General features: G+C 56.4%; 13 protein-coding genes and 1 riboswitch. Of the genes, 2 read left to right on the top strand and 11 right to left on the bottom strand.

The annotated features are described in order from the left end of the window. Positions 1-90: 90 nt before the first annotated feature. The 11 genes from atzF to DDY07_RS08700 form a co-directional block, all read right to left on the bottom strand. Positions 91-1,899, bottom strand: coding sequence for an allophanate hydrolase (gene atzF / locus DDY07_RS08650; RefSeq protein WP_171695605.1), 1,809 nt, complete (start codon positions 1,897-1,899; stop codon positions 91-93). Beyond that, a complete protein-coding gene (uca, locus tag DDY07_RS08655; protein ID WP_171695606.1) occupies positions 1,896-5,504 on the bottom strand; it encodes an urea carboxylase in 3,609 nt (1,202 codons plus the stop codon). Before uca ends, atzF begins: the two co-directional genes overlap by 4 nt. Before the next feature lie 69 nt (positions 5,505-5,573). Next, entirely contained in the window at positions 5,574-6,212 is a 639-nt protein-coding gene (locus DDY07_RS08660) for an urea amidolyase associated protein UAAP2 (protein ID WP_171695607.1), read from the bottom strand. 25 nt (positions 6,213-6,237) lie between these two features. Further along, positions 6,238-6,969 (bottom strand): urea amidolyase associated protein UAAP1, encoded by a 732-nt coding sequence (locus DDY07_RS08665; RefSeq protein ID WP_171695608.1) that lies wholly within the window; start codon positions 6,967-6,969, stop codon positions 6,238-6,240. 18 nt (positions 6,970-6,987) lie between these two features. After that, on the bottom strand, positions 6,988-7,827 hold the full coding sequence (locus DDY07_RS08670; RefSeq protein ID WP_171695609.1) for an ABC transporter ATP-binding protein: 840 nt from the start codon (positions 7,825-7,827) through the stop codon (positions 6,988-6,990). A gap of 5 nt (positions 7,828-7,832) precedes the next feature. Next, positions 7,833-8,642, bottom strand: coding sequence for an ABC transporter permease (locus tag DDY07_RS08675; protein WP_171695610.1), 810 nt, complete (start codon positions 8,640-8,642; stop codon positions 7,833-7,835). Between the two features lie 15 nt (positions 8,643-8,657). Then, entirely contained in the window at positions 8,658-9,653 is a 996-nt protein-coding gene (locus tag DDY07_RS08680) for an ABC transporter substrate-binding protein (protein ID WP_171695611.1), read from the bottom strand. Between the two features lie 62 nt (positions 9,654-9,715). Beyond that, positions 9,716-9,816: riboswitch (guanidine-I (ykkC/yxkD leader) on the bottom strand. Positions 9,817-10,122: 306 nt separating this feature from the next. Beyond that, positions 10,123-14,394 (bottom strand): EAL domain-containing protein, encoded by a 4,272-nt coding sequence (locus DDY07_RS08685; protein WP_171695612.1) that lies wholly within the window; start codon positions 14,392-14,394, stop codon positions 10,123-10,125. A gap of 7 nt (positions 14,395-14,401) precedes the next feature. Further along, positions 14,402-19,483, bottom strand: coding sequence for a PAS domain S-box protein (locus DDY07_RS08690; protein WP_171695613.1), 5,082 nt, complete (start codon positions 19,481-19,483; stop codon positions 14,402-14,404). A gap of 115 nt (positions 19,484-19,598) precedes the next feature. Then, positions 19,599-21,107 (bottom strand): alginate export family protein, encoded by a 1,509-nt coding sequence (locus tag DDY07_RS08695; protein ID WP_171695614.1) that lies wholly within the window; start codon positions 21,105-21,107, stop codon positions 19,599-19,601. Between the two features lie 119 nt (positions 21,108-21,226). Further along, on the bottom strand, positions 21,227-21,427 hold the full coding sequence (locus DDY07_RS08700; RefSeq protein WP_171695615.1) for a YezD family protein: 201 nt from the start codon (positions 21,425-21,427) through the stop codon (positions 21,227-21,229). A gap of 310 nt (positions 21,428-21,737) precedes the next feature. Between DDY07_RS08700 and cysT the strand changes: the two genes are divergently transcribed. Next, on the top strand, positions 21,738-22,565 hold the full coding sequence (cysT, locus tag DDY07_RS08705; RefSeq protein WP_171695616.1) for a sulfate ABC transporter permease subunit CysT: 828 nt from the start codon (positions 21,738-21,740) through the stop codon (positions 22,563-22,565). An 8-nt stretch (positions 22,566-22,573) separates the two neighbouring features. Then, a complete protein-coding gene (gene cysW, locus DDY07_RS08710) occupies positions 22,574-23,437 on the top strand; it encodes a sulfate ABC transporter permease subunit CysW (RefSeq protein ID WP_033156393.1) in 864 nt (287 codons plus the stop codon). The last annotated feature ends 37 nt before the right edge of the window (positions 23,438-23,474 follow it).

Below are 23,474 nucleotides of genomic sequence, written 5' to 3' on the forward strand. Positions count from 1 at the left end.
AAGTTTTTCGGGCGCAAGTGTTCCCGCCAGCCGGAAAATCCGGCTTAAATGGTTGGGGTTATGAAAATTTAAACGGCTAAAACCGGCGGTTTAGTCGGGGCGCGCAAGATAGGCGCGCCAGCCGCCGTAATCGGTAATGTCCAGCGCCTCGCCCACGGCGGCCGCTTCGCAGACAAACCCCTGTACGCTGCTGCCGTCCTCCAATTGCACGCTGCCGATACCCAAGGGTGGTGGGATTTCGGCGACGAATTCCCCGTAACGGCCAATCGGCAAAGCCCACACCTCAACGGCAATCGCTGCGCCGGTTTCGTCGCGCACCATGCCCGGCCGCTTGCCGTCCGGTAATGCATACAGCCGGTAAGTCGGCGCGGTGTGAGTGCGTTGCAGCAACACCCCGCCGCGGCCGGTCAACAGGGGGTTCAGCGGCAAGCCGGATAGATGCGCGCCGCACACTGCAACCCGAACAAAGCCAGCCGCGTCGTCGCTGTCCACTGCGGAAAATTCTGTGCTTAAGATTTGGGAGACGCCCAATGTATGCGGCGCCGATTTCGCGCGCCGTTTCGCCAAGGCCAGCAAAGCCCGGTCGGCAAAGGCCGGCGCGCACAAGGTGATGCCGAACGGCAGGCCATTGCCGCGAAAACCCGCCGGCAACGCAATGGCGCTGAGGTCGAGCAGATTCATGAAATTGGTGTAATAGCCCAGCCGGCTGTTCAATTCGAGCGGTTCGGCTTCGACAGCGGCAATCGGGTAGATGGTGCCGGTGGTCGGTGTGACCAATACGTCGATCTGCCGCCAGATCACGTCGCTTTGCGTTTTCAATTCTTGCAAACGGTAAAACGCGCGCCAGGCGTCGGCGGCCGACAAGTCCGACGCTTTGGCCAAAATGTCCCTGGTAACCGGAAATAAAGCCTCGGGGTTGGTTTGCACCAGTTCGCCGGCCACCAGATAACGCTCGGCCAGCCATGGTCCGGCATAGAGCAAGCCGGCGGCGTCCAACAAAGCTTGAATGTCCACTTCGACGGCGCTGCCGCCTTGTTCCACCAATTGCTCAATGGCCGCGGCAAACAAGGCTGCCGCCGCATGATCGCCGAAAAATTGCAGTTGCTCCGGTTTCGGTACGCCAAAACGGAAACGGCCGGCAAAGCCCGGCGGCACCGGCAAGGCTTGATCCGGGCGGTTATAGGCGTCTTGCGCGTCGTAAACGTTGGCGACCCGCAGCACCCGCTCGGCGTCGGCAGCGGTCAACGCAAAGATCGATACGCAATCCAGGCTGCGGCAGGCCGGCACCACCCCGGACGTGCTTAATAAGCCCCGCGTTGGCTTCACGCCGACCAAGTTATTAAAAGCTGCCGGCACCCGGCCGGAGCCGGCGGTGTCGGTGCCCAACGCAAAGCTGGCCAACCCCGTCGCTACCGCGACCGCCGAACCCGAGCTGGAACCGCCGGCGATGTAATCCGAATCAAAGCTGTTTTGGCACACACCATACGGCGAGCGGGTACCGACCAATCCGGTCGCGAACTGGTCCAGATTGGTCTTGCCAACAGGAATCGCGCCGGCGGCGATCAATTGCTTCACCACGTAAGCCGATTGCCGCGGCTGGTAGGCATAGGCCGGACAAGCTGCTGTAGTCGGCAAATCGGCCAAATCGATGTTGTCCTTGATCGCAAACGGGATGCCGTACAAGGGCAAGTCGTCCGGCGCCCGCTCCGCTAGCGCCGCGGCGTAAGCCAACAGGCGTTCGAACGGCACACGGCTGATCCAGACGCCGCGCGCCGGCGCGGATTCCAGGCGCTGCCAGAGCATTTCGACCAGCGCCGTCGGCGTCAGCGCGCCGTCCCGGTAAGCTTGGCTTAGGCTGGCGATGCTCAGGACTTCCGGCAATTCGCTCCAGGTCTTCATAAGTCCTCCCCGGCCTGTAGCACCAGTAAATCCTGGCCGGCGCTGATTTGGGCACCTTCATTGCAAAACACTTTCCAGACCGTGCCGTCTGCCGGTGCCGTTACCGGAAATTCCATTTTCATCGACTCGACCACCACCAAGATATCGCCTTGCTTGACGCTAGCGCCGGCCTGGACCAAAACCTGCCAGACATTGCCGGCGATGTGGCTTGCTACGGCCCTGGCACCGGCCGGCAAATCCAGTTCGGTATCGATGGCCGCCGCCGCGACGGCCTGGTCGTCCGCATACACTTGCCCGGCTTGCTCCCAGCGTTCGCGTTCGGCGTCGAAGGCCGCTTGCTGGCGCTGTTTGCACGCGGCGATCTCGCCGGCGTGCCGGCGCAGAAAGTCGTTGTACTGGCGCAAACTGAAGGTTTCCTCGCGGATGTCCAGCTTGAGCTTGCCGCTGATCAAGTCCTGCCGGTAACGCAGCAATTCCTCGGCGGATACCGGATAAAACCGAATTTGGTCGAAAAAGCGCAGCAGCCACGGCTTGCCGTCGCGAAAATCGGCGGTTTGCCGGTAACGGTTCCACATCGGCACGGTGCGGCCGACGAACTGGTAGCCGCCCGGACCTTCCATGCCGTACACGCACAGGTAAGCGCCGCCGATACCGACCGCGTTCTCCGGGGTCCAGGTGCGGGCCGGGTTGTATTTGGTCGTCACCAAGCGGTGGCGCGGATCGATAGGGGTCGCCACCGGCGCGCCGAGGTACACGTCGCCCAAGCCCATCACCAGATAGCTGGCGTTGAACAGGATGTCCTTGACCTGCTCTATGCTGTCCAGGCCGTTGATGCGGCGAATGAATTCGATATTGCTCGGACACCACGGCGCATCCTTGCGTACCGACTGCATGTATTTTTCGATGGCCAGTTTCGTGGATGGGTCGTCCCAGGACAACGGCAGGTAAACAATGCGGGTCGGCACTGCCATGTCCTCTATGGCCGCCAATTCGGCTTCGGCCTGGGCCAAAATCCGCATCAGTTCGTCCAGCTTCAAGTGCCGGTCGTAATGTACCTGCAAGGAACGGATGCCCGGCGTCAGGTCGACGATGCCGGGTATGCCGCGCTGTTGCAGCCAAGTCATCAAGGCATGCACCCGAAAGCGCAGATTGATGTCCAGTACCAGCGGACCGTATTCGATCAACAGATTGCGGTCGCCGGCTTGGCGGTAGGTCACTGCAACCTGCTCGATATTGGCCGGCACCTGAGCAAGAATGCAGCTTTCCTCGACGCTTGCTGTTACCGGCAGATCCGGTAACACGGCATGGGCCGGATCGGCTAAAGCCCGCTCGACTTGGGCATCCAGACTCGCCGCCTGTTCGCGGTTCAGGCGGATAAAGCGCACGGTATTACCCGGCTTTAATTGGCCCAGTTTCCACAATTCCGCCGCGACCACGGTGGCCGGACAGACGAAACCGCCCAGACTGGGACCGTCCGGACCGAGTATCACCGGCATGTCACCGGTAAAATCCACGGCGCCGATGGCGTAAGCGTTGTCGTGGATATTGGACGGGTGCAGGCCGGCCTCGCCGCCGTCGCTACGGGCCCAACGCGGCTTCGGGCCGATCAAGCGGATGCCGGTGCGGTTGGAGTTGTAATGCACCTCCCAGTCGGTCGCGAAAAATTCGTCTATGTCCTCGTCGGTAAAAAAGTCCGGCGCGCCGTGCGGGCCGTACAACACACCGATCTGCCAGTGCTCGGAATAAACCGGTAGCGCGGCCGAATTCGGTACGACTTCCTCGGCCATGGCGGCTTCCGCTACGACCGGCAACACGTCGCCGACCCGCAGCACCCGGCCGCCGTGGCCGCCGAACTGGCCCAGCGTGAATGTGGCGCGGCTGCCCAGATATTCCGGCACGTCGAAGCCGCCTTGGATCGCCAGATACGCACGGCAACCCAGGCCGGCGATAGTGCCCAGTTTCAATACGTCGCCGGCCGCAACCGCAATTGCCTGCCAATAGGGTACGGCTTGACCGTTCAACTCGGCTTGCATCGCCGCGCCGGCCAAGACGATGCGGGTAGCGAAATTGAAGCGTAGGCAGGGGCCGTTGATCGCCATTTCCAGGCCGGCCGCATCCTCAGGGTTCCCCAAAATCCGGTTCGCCAAGCGAAAAGCCAACATATCCATCGGCCCGGACGGCGGTACACCGACGTCCCAATAACCCAGGCGGCCCGGATAATCCTGAATCATGCTTTGCGTGCCGGCTTCCAGCACGTCCAGCGTGCGCGGAAGGTAAGTCAGGCCGGCCAGATAAGCGGTAATCTGGCGGCCGCCGCGGAATACCTCGTCGGCGACGATCTGCCGCAAATAGGCCAGATTGGTTTCGATGCCGGCCAAGCGGGTATCGGCCAAAGCAGCATCCATTTGCGCCAGCGCCTGTTCGCGGTCGCCGGCGTGGACGATGACTTTGGCCAGCAGCGGATCGTAATAAGGCGTGACTTCCAGGCCGTTCTCCAGCCAATGATCGACCCGGACGCCGGCCGGAAAACGGCAATCGGTCAACAAACCGGCCGAGGGCTGGAAGTTCTTATTCGGGTCTTCGGCGTAAACCCTGACCTGCATAGCCCAGCCCTGCGGCGCGTGCCGGTACTGATCCAGAAACGTGCTGTCGCCGGCCGCCAGCCGCAGCATCCAGGCTACCAAGTCGGTGCCGGTGACTTGCTCGGTCACGCCGTGTTCGACTTGCAGCCGGGTGTTGACTTCCAGGAAATAAAATTCGCCGCTGTCCTGGTCGTAAACGAATTCGACGGTGCCGGCCGAACGGTAAGCCACCGCCTCACCCAGTGCCAAGGCATGCCGGTAAAGTGCCGCTCGGGTCGCCTCGCTGAGGCCCGGCGCCGGGGTTTCCTCGATCACTTTCTGGTTGCGGCGCTGTACCGAACAATCGCGCTCGCCTAAATGGATCACCCGCCCGGCGCCGTCGCCGAATATCTGTACCTCGATATGGCGGGCGCGTTCGATGAATTTCTCCAGATACAGGCCGCTGTCCTTGAAATTGACCGCGCTCAAGCGTTTCACCACGGCAAACGCTTCTTTTAGTTCGGCGTCGTTGCGGCACAGGCGCATGCCGATACCGCCGCCGCCGGCGGTGCTTTTCAGCATCAATGGGTAGCCGATAGCGGCGGCGGCCTGCAAAGCCTGCTCTATGTCCACCAACAGGCCGGTGCCGGGCAGCAGCGGCACGCCGCAAGCTTGGGCGATCTCGCGGGCGGTGTGCTTCAAACCGAAGCGGCGCAACTGTTCCGGTGTCGGGCCGATGAAGACGATGCCGGCCGCGGCGCATTGCTCGGCGAATTCCGCATTCTCGCTTAAGAAGCCGTAACCGGGATGGATGGCTTGGGCGCCGGTGCTCAATGCCGCTGCCAAAATCCGCTCGCCGCGCAAATAGCTGTCGGCCGCTGCCGCGCCGCCGACGCAGACCGCTTCGTCCGCTTGTTGCACGTGCATAGCATGGGCGTCGGCTTCGGAATATACCGCGACGCTGGCGACGCCCAATTGCTTTAAGGTCCGAATGATGCGGCAGGCGATTTCGCCGCGATTGGCGATCAATACCTTGTTAAACATGAATCCTCGTTTGGCGGGCCGTCCCGCCTTGCTTTGCCAACGCCGGGCCGTCCCGGCGCGGATTACGGTTCAATCCCAGATCAGCAGGCGCACCGGCGTCGGGTTGTAGGCGTTACACGGGTTGTTCAACTGCGGACAATTGGAAATCAGCGCGATGACGTCCATCTCCGCCCGCATTTCCACGTACTTGCCCGGCGCGGAAATGCCGTCGGCAAAGGTCAGCTGGCCGTCAGCCGTGACCGGCACGTTCATGAAAAAATTGATGTTGCTGGCAATGTCGCGCTTGGCCAGGCCGCAGTCGGCGTGACCGATGGCCAATAGAAAACTGTCGCGGCAGCTGTGCATGTGTTTCTTGTCCAAGGCGTAGCGCACGCTGTTGCTTTCGGCGGCGCAGGCACCGCCTAGCGTATCGTGGCGGCCGCAGGTGTCGGCGACGATGGTCAGCAATACCTTGCCCTCGCCGGACATCAATTTGGAGCCGGCGCTCAAGTACAGATTGCCTTGGTGGCGTATCGTGTCGCTGGCGCTGTAGCGCTCTTCATGGTCGGCGGCGCTGTAAAACAGAGTATCGACCGCCTGGTTGCCTTCCATGTCTAGAATACGGAAGGTCTGACCTTGTTTGATGGTATGCAGCCAGGGTTCGCCGGCCGGCAAGGTGTAATCGTAAATGGCGTTGCTCGGATCGAGCGTGCTCTCGACGATGGGCATGGTTACGTCCTCGTTAGATCGGTGATTACAGAAAATAGCGTTCGGTATTGCTAAAGCCGCGGCCGTTTTCCGGGCGGAAATTGCGGCATTTATCGTCTTGATCCGGCAAGGCGCCGCGATAGGCTTCTAACAGCACCGGTTTGGGCTGGTAATGCGGATTGGGGTCCAAGGGATGCGGGCAACTGCTCAGCACCACCAGCGTGTTCATTTCGAAGCGCAATTCGACTTGGCTGCCGGGGACGGAATGGCCGGCTTGATATTGCAGATTGCCTTCCGCGTCGGCGGCTATCTTGCTGAAGAAATTGACGTTGGCGACCAAGTCGCGCTTGCCCAGCCCCCATTTCTCCAGTTCGATCAACAAACTGTCGCGGCCGTTGCGATACATCGCATTGCGATGGCTTTGGTAACTGGCCGTGCCGTATTTGGTCAGTACTTGCGCAGCGTCGGACACGCCGCACACCGTGTCGTGCCAACCCAGCGTGTCGGCGGTAAGTGAGCACAACACCCGGCCCATGTCGGAATAGCAGACAAAGCCTTCAGTCAGATGAAACGTGTGTTGCGCTTTTAAAGTGTCGGCCATGTTGTAGCGTTCGGTGCGTTCGTCGTCGTTGACGAACAAAGCCGACAGGTTGGCGCCGCCTTCGCTGTCGGTCAGGCGCAGCCGGTTGCCGCGCCGCATCCGGAACGAGGTATGGGCGCCGCCCGGCAAAGTCTCGCTCCAAAGCAGGTCTGCAGGATCGATTGCAGCTAAAGTCATGTTGGTCTCCTAATAAATTTACGGCGCCGGATTCTGGCCCAGGCGCTCGAGCAGTTCGTAGTCGGTCTGCATGCCGGACGTGTCGCGGATGCCGGCCAAAATTTGTTTTTTTAAGGCAATGAAGTCCGGGGTCTGCTTCATGTCCTGGTCGCGGTGATCCGGTAACGGCACGGTGTGGACCGCAGCGATCCGTCCCGGCCGCGGCGCCATCAGCACCACCCGGTGCGCCAGATAAATCGCTTCTTCCACGTCGTGGGTGACGAACAGCACCGTGGTCTTTTCCAGGATGGAAACGTGCAGGATCAGATCGTGCATGACCTCGCGGGTCTGGGCGTCCAGCGCGCCGAACGGCTCGTCCATCAGCAGGATGCGCGGCCGCGCCATCAAGGCCCGGGCGATGGCCACCCGCTGCTGCATGCCACCGGACAACTGATTCGGATAGGCACCGGCAACGTGGCTCAGGCCCATCAAGCGGATCAGGGCATCGGCCCGGCCTTCGGCAGATTCGACGTCGCTCAGCGTCGATACGTCTCGATGTACCTTCAATTGCCGGCAGAACTTGATGTTGTCGGTCACGCTCAACCACGGATACAGGCTGTAATGCTGGAACACCATGGCCCGGTCGATGCCGGGACCGGCGATAGGCCGGCCGTCGACGTCGACGCCGCCGCCGCTGGCCGGCTCCAGGCCCGCGACGATACGCAGCAAGGTCGATTTGCCGCAGCCGGAGGCGCCGACCAGCGTGACGAACTCGCCGGGGGCGATGTCGAGATCGGCATCCTGCAAGGCGACGATGTCCGCGCCGTTGGCGACAAAGCGTTTTTGCAATTGGCGGATCTGAATGATGGGATTCGTCATCGGCGCTATCTCCGGTACAGCCAAGGGAAGCTGCGGCGATGCGCCCAGCGGAAGCATTGGTCGGTGGCCAGCCCGAACAGGCCGATCAGAATGATGCCGGCGAAGATTTTGTCGGTTTGCAGAAAGCGTTGCGCCTTCAGTACGGCAAAACCCAGGCCGGAGTTGGCCGCCACCAGCTCGGCGACTACCAGATACGTCCAGGCCCAGCCCATCGTCACCCGCAAGGTATCCAGAATCGCCGGTTTGGCCGACGGGATGATCACCCGCATCACGATTTCGTCGCGGTCGGCGCCCATGGTCTGCGCCGCTTCGATTTGCTCCATCGGCACCCGCCGCACGTCCTCGGCGATCATCAGCAGCATCTGGAAGAAGGTACCGATGAAGATAATCGCGATCTTGGCGCCCTCGTCGATCCCGACCCACAGCATCACCAACGGGATGAAGGCGGCCGCCGGCATGTAGCGGATGAAGTCGGTCAAGGGTTCGAACAAGGCTTTGACCGGCGCATAGGTGCCGACCAACACGCCCAGGGGCAAGGCCAGTACGGCCGACAATAAAAACCCGGCCACCACCCGGTAAACGCTGATCGCCACGTCGCCCAATAAATCGCCGTCGCGCAACCATGCCCAGGCGCTATCCAACACCAAAGGCGGTGTCGGCAAAAACACCGGATCTATCGCGCCGCCGGCAGAGGCCCACCACCAAGCCAGCAGCGCCGACAGCAAACCGCCGATAGCAATCAGCCAATGCGTGCGCCGTTCCAAACTGCCGCGTATCGCCCAAAATGGTCGGCGCGGATTTAAATTGCCAGTCATCGTTGTCACCTTACGCTAGTGGGCGGCGAGCGCTTCGGCTACCAATGAAGCATCGACGCCGACCGCCAAATCCGGCACGCTGTCGATCAAGCGGTTGTCCTTCAAAAACGCGGCGATGGTTGGGCCGACCGCCGCCAACGACGCCGGTTCGCTGGCCGCTCCCAAGGCTTTCAGGTTGTCTTCCAACGTGAAGAAGCGGGTGCCGGGCAGAAACACTTTGTAGGCATCCGGTTTCATGCCGACCACTTTGGCCATGACGGTAACGGCTTGGTCGGGCTGCTCGCGGATAAAGCGCTGGGTATCCTGCCAAGCCTTGATCATGCCGACCAACTCGGCGCGGTGGGTTTCGATGGTTTTGACTCTAGCCACCAGTAAATCCGGGATCAAGCCGGGCATGTCTTTGGAGGTGAATAAGGCCATGCCTTTGCCGCTGGCCTGGATGTTGTTAACCCAGGGATTCCATACCACGGTGGCGTCGACCCGGCCGCTTAGAAACGCCGCCGCCGCGTCGCCGGCCGACAGGTTTACGGTTTTGATGTCGTCGAAACTCAGGCCGTTTTTACTCAAGGCGGTGGCGAGTACGAAGTGGGAAATCGAATATTGTTCAAGGGCGATGGTTTTGCCTTTCAGGTCGGCGAAGCTTTTGATGGCAGGATTGACCATCAAAGCGTCGTTGCCGTCGGAGTTGTCGTTAACCAGGATGGCTTTGACCGGTATGTTTTTGCTGAGCGGCGCCATGGTGTCGGACCAGGTCTGGCAATTGGCATCCAGTTGGCCGGCCGACAGGGCCGAGATGGAATCGGTGTAATTGGCAAACCAGACCAGTTTGACCTTGGCGCCGTATTTTTTGAAGTAGCCGTTGTGTTCGGCGACATACCAGGCCACCCAGCCGGGCCAATCGCTGACTCCAACCTTTACCTCAGCGGCAGCCGGTTTAGACAAGCAAAACAATGCCGCAGCAAGGACAAGCGCAATTAATCGGGACAGGCAGTGGGAGAAAGTAGATGTCATGAGTAGCTCCAGTCGGGTTGAAAAGCTACACGTAGAGGCGGACCGGTTTATAAAACCGTCTGACCTCCCGGGCTTTTATCCCGCCGTGTAGCTCCCCGAAAGAAGCCGGCAACTCTCGGTCGCTGACGCTCAAAATTGAGCCGGAACCCTAGTCACCATTTTGTTAAGGCGCTTTTATGATCGCGCCTCACGTGTTGTAATTCTATACAGCAAGCTGTATGCCATACATAAATTTATATATAAATCAATAATATATAAAATCACACCGCCTGCAAAATCCAGCGTTTTGCGTTTTAGTGGTGCAAGCAAAAATAAAATCAGATCCAACTTGGTGCACAAAATTCTAATTAAGCTTGCTTATTGGCGTTTTGGCCGGTTTGCGAAAGGCCTTGTTTTAAACAACATCTTGACCAGCAAAGATGTCATATTTCCCTTTGCCGGATGACACAAAATCGCCGATTGCAAGCCGCTACAATGACCTGATGTTTTCAGAGGCGTAATAACGCGCGATGCCTTCCCGAACGTCGTTGCGTAATTCATCGTCGTCCCAAGGCTTTTTGTGGAATTTGTATATTTCGCCTTTGTTAACGGCCTCAGTAATAGTGTTTAAATCGGCATAGCCGGAAATAATCATTCGCACCGTCCGCGGATGCATGATTTTAACGCGCGACAAAAACTCCGTACCGGTCATTTCCGGCATACGTTGATCGCAAATAATCACCATAACCGGATGATTGGCCAACAACTCCAGTGCTTCTTGGCCACTGCCGGCCGTCAAAATTTCATAATCGTCCCGCCACAAGCAGCGCTTCAGCGCCGACATGATATACGGTTCGTCGTCCACAATAAGAACCTGCGGTTTTTGTTCATCCGAAGGTAAACGCAGCAGGGTTCCGGCCTGCAACAACTGCCGAATCTCAGCACTGGGCAACGGCCGACTGAAATAATAACCCTGTATCTGATCGCAACGCAGCCTTCTCAGGTAACTGGTTTGCCCCTGGCTTTCCACCCCTTCTGCGATGACGGCTAGGCCCAAGCTGTGCGCCATGGCGATAGTGGCTTGCACAATCACCGCATCGTTCGAATCGGTGACCACATTGTCGATAAAGCTTTTGTCTATCTTGAGCTTGTCCACCGAGAATTGTTTGAGGTAGGAAAGCGACGAATAGCCGGTGCCGAAATCGTCAATCGACAGCTGAATGCTGAGGTCCTTCAGCTGTTTCAGCAGCGTCAGGGTCTCGCTTACATTGGTCATCAACAAACTTTCGGTGAGTTCCAATTCAATATAACGGGCCGGCAAATCGGTGTCAGCAAATAACTGCTTTAGCAAATCGACCAAGCTACCCGCCTGCATTTGTATGGCAGAGACGTTCACAGCAACGGTAAAGCCTTCAGGGATTAGCCCGGCATCTCGCCATTCCTTGGCTTGCGATACGGCGCGTTTGAGAATCCAATCCCCCAAAGGCACGATCAAGCCGGATTCTTCCGCCAAAGGGATAAATTTATTCGGCGGCATAAAACCTTGCACTGGGTGGTTCCAGCGTACCAAGGCTTCCAGGCCAATGATTTTTCCGCTGGCAAGATCGACCTGAGGCTGGTAATGAAGCTCAAATTGTTCACGCTCGATAGCGTGGCGCATGTCGTTGGTTAGTGCGATTCTGGCCAGTAACCGCTCATTCATGTCTTGCTTGAAGAAACGAAAACTGGACACCTTGTCGGCTTTGGCGTGATTTAAAGCAATCCCGGCGCGTTGCACCAACTCGCTGGCCGTTTTCGCATCTGAAGGATAAAAACTGATACCGATCTTGGCTTCCAGATGAATTTCATGCTGGGCCAGCACCACCGATTCCGTCACAGCCGCCCGCAGGGCTTCAGCAAATTGTTCGGCTGCCGATGGGCTATCGATATCCGAACAGGCAATATTAAAATTGTCCTTGGCCATCCGGGTGACGAGGCCCTCGCTGCCGGCAGCCTTGACCAAGCGGTTGGCAATGATTTTCAGCGTTTGATCGCCGATTTCGTAACCGTAGGTGTCATCAATCGTATGGAAATTTTCAATATCCAAACGCAATACGGCAATATCGTGCTGCTGATGCTCGGCTTGCGCGATGGCGGCGGCCAGCAAATCTTCGAAGAAAAATTGATTTGGCAAACCGGTAACCGGATCGTACCGCGATAATTGCACGATGCGCTCCTGCATTTGCCGAGTTTCCGTCATATCGTTAATGATGGCCACAAATAACGGGGGTTGGTCATCGATTAATTCCAGATGAACTTCAACCGGGTACTCGCTACCGTCTTTACGCCGGTGTATCGTTGAGAAATCGCAACGGCTCTTGCTACCCGCCCGCAAAGGCGCGCACAGCTGTTCAAAGGCCTCCTCATTTAGCTCAGGGTTAATATCCAACGGCGTCATCCGTTCAAGCTCTTGCGTTGAATAACCCAGATTGTCCCGCCCGCCCTGGTTTACATCAATAAACCGCAGGGTCTGGCTATCGAAAATATGGATTTCATTCGTGGAACGCGCCAACACCTGGCTGAAACGGGCGGCTTTTTTTTCGACGCGCTGGCGTTGGACAATGCGCCACAGGGCGTTCGAGATGAGCTGAACGGTTTCCACATCCAGCTCGGTATAGTCGGTCGCTTTGTTCGCCACACCGGTTAGCATGACCACTTTGCCGTTCTCGATCACCGGCACGGAAATCAGCCGACGCAATTCAGGCTGCGCATCGGAAAAACCAGCAGCAGGAAGCCGGGGAAAGGCTTCTGTATTGGCGGTTACCACCAACTCTTTAGGGAGATGGGCCGGGATATTATTGAAAACCGCCGGTTGGCGGTTTTTGACGGACTCACCCAAGATACCGGCTTGGCTGAGAAGAATACGGCTGTCCGCGACGGTTTTCCCGCTTGGTTCCTGCCGCGCTCGAGACTCTGCCACCGGTTCCATGCAGTCTTCGTCAGGATTGATAAAGTATACAAAGGCCACTTGACTGGCGGTCAGCTCTTCCGCCAGAAGCATGCCGCGCCGGATGAATTCCGCCTCGTTCAAGTCTTCCGACGCCTTTGGCAGTTCCAACAAAGCTTGCGCACGCCGGGCCTGTAAAATCAGCTTTTGTTCGTTCTCTATGCGCTGAGTGACATCAACGCCCACACCATCCCAAACCACGCTGCCATCGGCTTGCCGTTTTGGGCTGGACCGAAATGCAATCCAGCACTGGCGGCCGCCGGGCGGATTGAATAACACGCTGCCTTTATAGACTTTTAATTCCCTGAGGCATTCGGCTTCCTCTTCCCGGTATTTCTGAAGCGACTCGGGCGCCATTTGCGCAAAGAACGGATTGACGTCTTCGATCAGTTGCGCGGGCTTCAGCCCGTGCAGTTTCTCCACTCCGGCGCTGATGTATTGCAGAGCCGTCCGCCCGTCCTGCCAGATTCGGTAACGATACACATAGCCGTCCGGCAGATTGTCGCCCATCACCCGCAATTGATGTTCCCGCTCCCGCAAAGCCAGCTCGGCTTCGACGCGGGCGGTGATGTTATTCAGCAAACCGTCGAAGGACTCCACTTCGCCCTGCTCGTTGCGGCTTAGCCGGGTAAATTCATCAATCCATATCCAATGGCCGTCGCCGTGCAATAAGCGGTATTCCTGATGATATTCGTCCGGACCATGGGCAATGTGTTGAGCGACTTCGGCTTCGACCCGAAACCGGTCTTCGGGCGGAAGCAAATCCAGATACTTCACTTTGCCCAAGCGCAAATCCTCCGGACGATAACCCCAATCCGCGATATTGGCACTGACGTAACTCACCGGCCAATCCTCGGCGTTGCGCCAGGTTATCGCGACCACCGGAGACCGGCAGACGATGGAATCCAAGTGTTGTAACTCAGCGGTGTGCAGCTCAATCAACTGCTCGAAATGATGGTTCAAGCGGCTAAGTTCCAAATGCGTGCGTATCCGCGCCCGCACTTCGTCGATGTCAAAGGGCTTGGTGATGTAGTCGGCGGCACCAATCGAGAAGCCGCGCACTTTGTCCACCGTTTTGTCCACCACGCTGACGAATAACACCGGAATCCGGGTGCCTACGGCTGTGGCCTTGATACGTCGGCACACTTCATACCCGTCCATTTCCGGCATCAGAATGTCCAGCAGCACCACGTCGGGCGGATGGGAGCCCAGCACTATTTCCACCGCCTTGCGGCCGTTGTTGGCTACCAGGATGCGGTATTCCTCCTTTAGCGCCTCGGCCAATTCGTGGATATTCTCCGGCATATCGTCAACCAGCAGCAGTGCCGGCCGCTCCGCTCTGATCAACATCTGTTCGTTCAAGGAAATTAGCGGCTTGCGGCGATATTGGCGCAATTCCAGTTGCGTCAGTATCCGCTGTTTCAGTAGATCGGGATTGATCGGTTTGGTGATGTAATCGGCGGCGCCCAATTTAAGGCCGGCGGCCTCGTCGGCCGATTCCGACAGGGCCGTGACGAAGATTACCGGAATATCGGCCGTCATAGGATCGGTCTTCAGCCGCCGCAACACTTCGTATCCGTCCATGCCCGGCATTTTGATGTCGAGCAATACTAGGTCCGGACCTGGGGTGCGTATCGCCAGTTCCAGGGCTTTTTCGCCGTTGGTCGCGGCGAGAATGGCGTAGTCTTCGCGCAGAATGCTCAATAAAGCATGCAGATTTTCGTTGACGTCATCGACGATCAAAATACTCGGTTTGCTGTTATTCGTCTGGGACATGTTAATCTCACTGCTCTAATGATGGCCCAGCCAGCAGGCGTTGTTGCACCGCCACCAACAGAGCGATGGCTTGATCTATGTTAAACGCATCGACCTCGGCGGCAATCGCCTCGAAATCGGCTTCGAACTCGCTTCCGGCCGTACCCTTGCGTAAATCGCCGATTAACGCTTCAGCTGCGCCTAAATCGCTTTCCAATACAGCCATTAAGCGGGTAATTTTAGCGCTTATGGCCTCGACCGATAGCGGTTGTGCCGGCAATGCGGCCGGCGTCGGCGGCGGGGTAAGACTATCGATGTCTGTCATCACTTGTTGCAATAAGTCGCGCAGCTGCTCAATGTGTTCCGCGGCAGGCCGTTGCTGTTGTTTAAGCCCGGCATCAATGCCGGCAATGCACTCGTAAAATGCATTGGCGCCGATATTGCCGGCTACGCCTTTCAAGGAATGACAATAATTTTCAGCGGCCGTGAGATTATCGGTTTGCAATATACGCTGTAATTCGTCTACTGCGTTGGCGTAATGTTCGCGAAACCGTCTGAGTTGTTTACGGTAAGCCGCTTCCTTTCCGCCGATGCGGCGAATACCCTCGCTGACTTGCAAACTTTGCAGGCCCAATAACTCGGGAGAACAAACCACCCGTGCCGGCGCTTCATTGACCGCATAGGTCTCTGCCAGCGTATCGCTAGAAGCGTCAGGCAGCCATTTTGCCAAACAGGAAAACAAGCTTTGCGGTTCCACCGGTTTGGTAATGTGGTCGTTCATGCCGGCCGCCCGGCTTTCCTCGGCATCGCGGGCCATTGCCAACGCGGTCATGGCGATAATCGGCAAACTGGCGAAGCGTTCTCCCCCCGCTTGCCCGGCCAAAGCGCGAATCCGCCGCGTGGCCTCCAGACCGTCCATCACCGGCATCTGGATGTCCATCAATATGCAATCGTACTGATACCGCTGCACCATCGCCAACGCTTCTTCACCGTTCACCGCCTCATCCGCCGCGATATTCATACTGCGCAACAATTCGACAGCAAATTCGCGGTTGATGGCGTTATCTTCTACCAATAAAACGTGGCGGCCAAGCAAATTCGGCGGCGTCTGAGCGGCGGCATACGGAGACTCCTGCCTGTCGAGGACGTCGCTGCGCCCCAATGCCGACAGCATGCTATCCAACAGTGACGACGGCGAAACCGGCTTGATCAGAAAACCGTCCACCCCGGCTTGGTGAGCCAGCAACATTACGTCTTCGCGGCCGTATGCGGTGACCATGATCACCTTAGGTTGCAGCACAATGGCCGCATCAGCATGAATCCGCCGGGTCGCTTCGTCGCCATTCATGCCGGGCATCCGCCAGTCCATCAACACCAGATCGAAGGGATGCTCGGAAGCGGTTTCCAGCAAACGAATCGCAGTAGCGCCATCCCCGGCCACGCTGACGTCCAACTGAAAAAATCGCAACATTTCCGCGAGTATTTCTCGGGAAATGTCGTTGTCGTCCACCACCAGCACCCGGATGCCTTTCAGTAACGATCCGGTCTGATCCAGCAATTCCCGGCGACGCGCCTCGGCCTGTTGGGCAATGTGCAGTTGCACCGTGCAACAAATCGTCGTGCCCTGGCCGGGTTGCGAATCTTCCAGCCAGATCCTGCCTCCCATCAGTTCCACCAGATGCTTACTGATCGCCAATCCCAAGCCGGTGCCGCCAAACTTCCGGGTAGTGGACTGGTCGGCCTGGGTAAACTTCTGAAATAAACGTCCTTGCAACTCACGATCCATGCCGATGCCGGTATCGCGAACCGAAATCTGCAAAATCACCGCGTCAGCCTTTTTGCTGAGCATCCGGAACGCCAATTCCACTTCCCCGCGTTCGGTAAATTTGATGGCATTGCCGCACAGGTTGAGCAGCACTTGTTTTAAGCGTAGCGGATCGCCTTTTAAGGTGGCGGGGATATTCACATCGTAGCGAATTAAAAACTCCACGCCTTTTTGCTCAGCCTGTAGGCCGATAGCGTCGGTGAGTTGCTCCAGCACTCTATCCAGCGCAAACTCGGTAGACTCAAATTCCAGCTTACCGGCTTCGATTTTAGAGAAGTCCAGAATATCGTTGATGATACCCAACAGCGAATGCGCGGCGCTCTGCGCCTTGGTCAAATGGTTATGCAAGGTTGAGGGTAAATCCTGCTTCAGCGCCAGATACAACATACCCAAAATCGCATTCATCGGCGTGCGGATTTCGTGGCTCATATTGGCCAGGAACTGGCTCTTCGCCAGCGTAGCGGCTTCCGCAGCCTGCCGAGCTTGTTCCAGTTCTACGGTGCGCGCCGCCACCAGCTCTTCCAGATGGTGGCGATAAGAATCCAGTTCGCTCTCTACTCGTTTTTTTTCTGTAATGTCCTCCTTAATGGCCAGATAGTGAGTGACGGCACCGTCCGCTTGCCTTACCGGCGTGATCTGTGCCCATTCGACGTATTCGCTGCCGTCCTTACGGCGGTTAATCAATTCACCGGACCAGCTTTTACCTTGGGTCAGGGTATGCCACATCTCGTCGTAAGTAGCCTGACCGGTGTGCCCGGATTGCAGGATCCGCGGATTTTGGCGGATGGCTTCCTCACGGCTATAGCCGGTAACCGCCGTAAAGTGCTGATTGACGTACTCGATTTCCGCTTGCAGATTGGTGATGACGATGCTGTTGGGGCTTTGCTCCACCGCAAGCCACAGTTTCCGCAGTTCCGCTTCCGCCTGTTTCAGTTCGGTAATGTCGGTAATCACCGCTACCCGACAGTCACGCTCGGAAAAATGGATGTCGTGCGAGCGAACGATGATGTCGATTACCCGGCCGTCTTTAAGAAGATGCTGCCACTCGCCGATATAGGCAAAACCGCGCAGACTGGCCGCCAAGCTTGCAATGGCTTGTCGCTGTTGTGCCGGGAACAGATCGGTGAGTTTGAGTGCGACGATTTCCGCTTGGCTGTAGCCATATAACTGGATAAACGCATCATTCACCGCGACCATGGCCAGCGTGCCGCGCTCGTAGACCAACATCGGCGCCGGATTATGATCAAAGAGGTGGCGGAATTGTTGCTCGATCTGCTTGCGTTCCGTAATGTCCGACCAAATCAGGGACAAATAATTACGGCCTCTGATTTCAATCACTTTGATGCTGACATGGACATTCAACAATGTACCGTTCTTGTGACGGCGCAAGGTATCGAATTGTGCACCGCCGGCTTGCATGAAATCATCCGCTATCTGGCGAACCTGGGCAGCGTCGAATTCTCCCTGAATATCCGGCAGGCGCAAGCCAGCGAATTCCTCGCGGCTATACCCCAAGTGTTGGCAGGCAGCATCATTGAATTCGATGAACTCGAAAGTTTCGGCATCAATTAGCGTAATCGCATCGGTGGCCTGCGAGACGATGGCGCTGAAAATCCGCTCGCGATTTCTGGCTTTTTCCTCGATGATCCGGCGTTTTATAAAGCTACTCACCCGTTCCGCCACGGCGTCGAGCAAGAGTCGTTCTTCGCCTAAAAACTGATCGTCCGGATGCTCGAGCTGCGGTTGCAGATTAGCGACCGAGATACTGCCGGACGCTATACCATCGATTTGAATGGGTACGGTCAGTAAGCTGCTGGAATTTTTGAAATCGCCGCTGAAATAGTTTTGGCCGTCCCATTCCATGCGGGCTGCGGTTGCTTCGGGACAAAGCCAACCGGCAGGTAACAAGTCAACAACGCGCTGTAGCACCTCCGGCAAAGGCTTTTCTAAATCCTCGGTGGCGCGAAAAACCGCGTGCAGACATTTTTGTTCCTTGATGCGCTCGTTTAAGGCGAGCTGCGTTGCATGCAGTTGGCTAATGTCTCGGGCCATGCCCAGCACGCCGATCAATTTGCCGTCACAGGAATTAACCGGGGTTTTAATGGTTTCGTAGAGTGCTTTATGCTTGCCGTCGGCATAGCTTATCCAGTCCTGATTGCGGATAGGCTCGCCGGCGGCCATGGCTTTAGCATCCTGTTCGCGGTATGTATCGGCTTGTTCGTGGCTGACAAAATCGTAATCGGTCTTGCCGACGATAAGCTGTTCAGGCTTGCCGTACAGGGGTTCGAAGCTCGGGTTACACAGCAGGTAAACGCCGTCGGGATCTTTCAGCCATATTTTGTCGGGCATGGCCTTTAACAAGGTGCGTAGCAAATCTTCTTTTTCGGCCAAGGTTTCCAAGGCCCTTTGCCGCTCGGAAAAATAGCAGGCCAGCGCCATGCCCACTACCGATAGCACCACCATGAAAAACCAATAGTTGATTTCGTGATTATCGCCCAAGCTGGGATCGGTCAGGCCGGAACGTCGCCAAACCAAGCCGAACATGGCCTGTGTGGCGGTAACGACCAAAATCAGGGTGGTAGCGCGGCTACCAAGCCGAACAGCCGCCCAACTGACAAATAGAAATATCCAGTAACTTTTCGCGTAAGCGCCGAGGCTGTCGTGAAACCAGTCGAGAAACACCAACTGCCCCACCAAAAAGTTCAGCGCAATAATCATCATGGCTTCGCTGAACGCTTTAGCCCCCTGCAGCTTGCAGGCACTGTTAGTCCAGACCAAAATCAGCGGCGTAACCAATATCACGCCCAGCGTATCGCCCATCCACCAATGTAGCAGCGAGGAAAGCACAGCCTCCTCGCCGATAAATCCGCCAACAAACAAAGTCAACGTGCCGATTGCCGCAGTCAACGAACAAGCGATAACGCCGCCTACACTTATCAGCACCAGATAATCGCGCAGCGTTTTCAGAGAACGGTCGAAACCGCGGATGCGCAGCAGCAACCAAGCGCCGGACCAGGCGCCGAAGGTACTACCGATTGATATGCTGGTCGCGCTCAATAACGCTTTGCCTTGCCACAGATTAAGCGCCAAGGCCCCGATGAATATTGCCCAGACATAGTGGCGGCCGCCCAGCAAAATGGCCGCCAATGCCAGCCCGCTGGCAATAAAAAACACACTGGCACTGCCATTGGGCGCGAAATACAACAAAGCCAATCTGGCCGTTACGATATAAAGCCCGGCAGCAGCTATCCATCTCAGCCATGCAGGCGCCATTGCTTCACGCATAAACCCTCCTCGTGCTGAGAGTATAGCGACTGCCTGGGGGATTTCTAATTTAAATAGCCCGGCTACTTATTGGCGGGGTTCTTAAATGTCGTCGCACCCGCGCCGGCGGGAGTGTTTATTTATAAGTAGGCTTACCATCGCCAAAGGCGTTTAAAGACACTTCAAAGTAGAAGAAATTGCTCGGCTCGCTGGTATAAGAGCCCTGCCCGCCTTGCGATACGCCTACGGCTCTGGCTTCGGTGAAGTCGCCAGGGGTAAATCGTGCATAGCTCATGCTCCAATCCACATAGGCATTGAGTTTATGGCGCAGGCGAATATCAAATTCGTGTCCCAGGAAAGTCCCGCTGCGGCCCGTGGTGTCGCGCAAGCCGGCCCGGTTCCAGCCACCGGCCGCACTTTCCTCCCAGTAAGCGTTGTAGCCGGTATCGATACGCACGTCTTTGTAGGGCGAAAACTCCAGTCTGGCCTTCGGCGCGATGATATTGTCCCAGGAGAAATAATCATTCCGCGACCAGGGTTGGTTAAAGCCGTAGAAGGCATCAAAGCGTTGGTTGATATTGTCGCCGGCGTTTTTATCGCCCGTGCCGTAGCCGTAATAGAGACTGGCGCGGGGTTTCCAATCGTGATCGAAGCTGTAACCTAATTCCAAAGAGTAGGCCAAGGCGTCGTGCTGGCGTAAGGTCTCCCGCGTCCCGGACAAGGAACCGAAGCGTCCGAATTGCTTGTTGATGTCGGCATCGAAATCAAAGCCGCCGCCGAAAAAGCCATAAGCCCTAAGACCCGGCGCATAAATATCCATACTGGCCTTGCGATTGGCTGCCACCCGGTTGGCGGGATCACCGTCGGTTTTGCGACCCAGGAAATAAGGCTGGATGGTGACAAACTCGGACCATTGTTTCAGGCTGAGTACGGCACCGTAGATCCAGGTGTCTTCATCCGGTTGGTCGAATTCGTATTTGTAGCGCTCCACCGGTTGCAAGGCAAAAGTATCCAAATCCCAGTCATTCTGTTTCTTGCCGAAGTGTACTCGATAACCTTCGAAGTTGTTGGTGGTATTACGGAACTCGTTGTTACCAATCAAACGCCTATCCAGCAATTCCAAGTGCATACGGCCGGCACGAATGCTGAGGGGCCGGTTATGGCCTAAGGCATTGGCGAAATACAACTCACCATAGCCCTGGATCATCTCAAACTCGTTCACATCGGCATCGGTTTTGGGGTACAAACCGTTATAACTGCGCGCATCCTCCATTTCGACTGCAAAGCGTAACGGATCGAGGATTTCTTTGATGCCGACGTAGGCGCGGGTCCTGAGCAGCCACAGGTTATCGGCATCGGGCCGCCACTCTGAGGTGCCCGAGCGTTGCGGCCTAAAGTCGTTTTCGCGGTATTCGTAGCGGGTCCGAAAATCCAGCCCGACATCCAGCCATTTCACATCGCGAAATTGCTCGAACTGGGTTTTACTCAAATTGCGCACGTACAAAGGCGGATCGGTTGGCGCAGGTTCGACGCGATAGCCTTTGGTCGGGACATAATAATCTTCGGCGTTGACCAGGGCCGGCCAAGCCAGCAACAAGCCAAGTGCACCTGCTGCCCGTACTGTATAAATTAAAGGTCGTTTCATGTGGGTAACTGTGGGTTTAGAGTAGTTAATGGCCGGTACACAAAAAGATTCTGCTCATCTCGCCGTCCTTGGGCTGAGTGGCAACAAGCGAACAACTATTTAGCGGCGTTAGCCTTAGTCTAGTTGGAACCCGCTAATGCAGAATCTTTTTGCTGGCCCAGCCGAAAACGTTCGCGCTTGTCGATCTGGACGATGCGGCCGTCGTGAATCACGACTTCAACCGAGCCAAACCGAATATCCTGCACAATCGTCGCGATTTGCAATGCAATCTCCTTGTTATCGCCTTGCTTCAATGCATGGCCGTTAAGTTCAATCGCCATATAGCCTCCTGAGGTATGGTGGGTTATCGTGGTTTGATGAATCCTTGTCTTGGCAGCATTAGCGCCAATGACCGTGGGACAAATGGTAAGAAAACCACAAAGCGATTGAAAACGATATAAACAGAAATATATATCTGTTAATTGGATATATAACATGGCGAATATTTACCCTCCCATCCTGGCCGCAATAGCCAAAATTCGCCCGATTGTTATCTAAATAAAAGATTATCAATTCAATTTATATCATTTCCGTTGGCATTTAAGTTTCTCTATCCTGTCAGCACCTACTGACTGTTTCCAGAGAAACACCATGACTCAAAGCAACATCATGCCGGGCTTTCGACCGGCACTGGCCTACACCTTGTTCTACCTTGGACTGGTGGTACTGATCCCCTTGAGCACCCTGGTATTTAAGAGCTTGCAACTGGGTTGGGGCGAGTATGTGGACATCATTAGCAATAATCGAGTGGTATCGTCGTTCCGGGTCAGTTTCGGTACCTCTCTGATAGCCGCCTTGGTGGCCGGCCTGTTTGGTTTTGTGATTGCCTGGGTGTTGGTGCGTTATCCCTTTCCCGGCAAACGCTTCTTGGACGCTTTAATCGATCTACCCTTTGCCTTACCGACGGCGGTGGCCGGCGTCATATTAGCGACCATTTTTCAGCCCAGCGGCCTGCTGGGTAAATGGTTGATGAGCTCATTGGGCGTGCAAGTAGCTTATAAGCCGCTGGGCATAGTGGTGGCATTGATTTTTATCGGCATTCCTTTTGTGGTGCGGACCATCGAGCCGGTATTGCAGGAATTTGATACCACGATGGAAGAAGCGGCCTCCAGTCTGGGCGCTACTCGCTTACAAGTGTTTGCCCAGGTGATCTTTCCCAACATTTTTCCGGCACTGTTAACCGGCGTATCGCTGGCGTTTGCCCGCGGGGTGGGAGAGTACGGTTCGGTGATTTTTATCGCCGGCAATCTGCCTTATATCTCGGAAATCGTCCCGTTATTGATCATCACCAAACTGGAGCAGTACCAATATGCCGGGGCGACGGCGATTGCACTGACGATGCTGCTAGTGTCGTTTTTGTTGCTACTGATCGTTAATTTATTGCAGCTCTGGGCGCGCCGCCGCTCCGGGCAAATTTAGGAGACATCATGCACGCCAATGTTCATGTGATTAGCGACGCCACCGGCCAAGCACACTTCAAAGCGCTACACGACCCGTTTTGGGTGCGCTGGGGCCTGGTCGGCATCGCGGTAGGTTTTATTGTGTTGTTTCTCTGCGTCCCGCTGGGTTTGGTGTTGTATCAGGCCTTCTCCAAAGGTTGGCAAGCCTATTGGACAGCGCTGGCGCAACCGGATGCCATCGCCGCGATGCAACTGACCTTGCTGGTGGCATTGATAACGGTTCCGCTGAATACCGTATTCGGCGTCGCCGCCGCCTGGGCCATCACCCGTTTTGAGTTTTGGGGCAAAAGCTTATTGACCACCTTGATCGATTTGCCATTCTCGGTATCGCCGGTTATTTCGGGCCTGATTTTTGTTCTGATGTTCGGCGCTCAAGGCTGGTTCGGACATTGGTTTTCCGAGCATGACATTAAAGTGATATTCGCGGTACCCGGCATCGTGCTCGCAACCATCTTTATCACCTTTCCTTTTGTGGCGCGCGAACTGATTCCGCTGATGCAGGAAATGGGCAACGAGGAGGAAGAAGCGGCGCTATCGCTAGGTGCCAGCGGCTGGCAGACATTTTTTAAAGTGACTTTACCCAATATCAAATGGGCTTTGCTGTACGGCGTGTTGCTGTGCAACGCCCGGGCGATGGGCGAATTCGGCGCGGTGTCCGTGGTATCCGGACATATTCGCGGCGTGACCAATACCCTGCCCTTGCATGTGGAAGTCAGTTACAACGATTACGACGTGATCGGCGCTTTTTCCAGCGCCTCGATATTAGCCTGTCTGGCCATCGTTACGCTGGTTTTGAAAAGCGTTTTGGAATGGAAGCAGGCCAGAGCCTAAAGACGAAAATACGCCGACATTCTGAGGCGTTTAACAT

The sequence above is a fragment of the Methylomonas sp. ZR1 genome, from assembly GCF_013141865.1.
Lineage (GTDB): Bacteria > Pseudomonadota > Gammaproteobacteria > Methylococcales > Methylomonadaceae > Methylomonas.

Coding starts and splice junctions, on each gene's coding strand:
- atzF (WP_171695605.1), bottom strand. CDS start 1,899: ATGAAGACCTGGAGCGAATTGCCGGAAGTCCTGAGCATCGCCAGCCTA.
- uca (WP_171695606.1), bottom strand. CDS start 5,504: ATGTTTAACAAGGTATTGATCGCCAATCGCGGCGAAATCGCCTGCCGC.
- DDY07_RS08660 (WP_171695607.1), bottom strand. CDS start 6,212: ATGCCCATCGTCGAGAGCACGCTCGATCCGAGCAACGCCATTTACGAT.
- DDY07_RS08665 (WP_171695608.1), bottom strand. CDS start 6,969: ATGACTTTAGCTGCAATCGATCCTGCAGACCTGCTTTGGAGCGAGACT.
- DDY07_RS08670 (WP_171695609.1), bottom strand. CDS start 7,827: ATGACGAATCCCATCATTCAGATCCGCCAATTGCAAAAACGCTTTGTC.
- DDY07_RS08675 (WP_171695610.1), bottom strand. CDS start 8,642: ATGACTGGCAATTTAAATCCGCGCCGACCATTTTGGGCGATACGCGGC.
- DDY07_RS08680 (WP_171695611.1), bottom strand. CDS start 9,653: ATGACATCTACTTTCTCCCACTGCCTGTCCCGATTAATTGCGCTTGTC.
- DDY07_RS08685 (WP_171695612.1), bottom strand. CDS start 14,394: ATGTCCCAGACGAATAACAGCAAACCGAGTATTTTGATCGTCGATGAC.
- DDY07_RS08690 (WP_171695613.1), bottom strand. CDS start 19,483: ATGCGTGAAGCAATGGCGCCTGCATGGCTGAGATGGATAGCTGCTGCC.
- DDY07_RS08695 (WP_171695614.1), bottom strand. CDS start 21,107: ATGAAACGACCTTTAATTTATACAGTACGGGCAGCAGGTGCACTTGGC.
- DDY07_RS08700 (WP_171695615.1), bottom strand. CDS start 21,427: ATGGCGATTGAACTTAACGGCCATGCATTGAAGCAAGGCGATAACAAG.
- cysT (WP_171695616.1), top strand. CDS start 21,738: ATGACTCAAAGCAACATCATGCCGGGCTTTCGACCGGCACTGGCCTAC.
- cysW (WP_033156393.1), top strand. CDS start 22,574: ATGCACGCCAATGTTCATGTGATTAGCGACGCCACCGGCCAAGCACAC.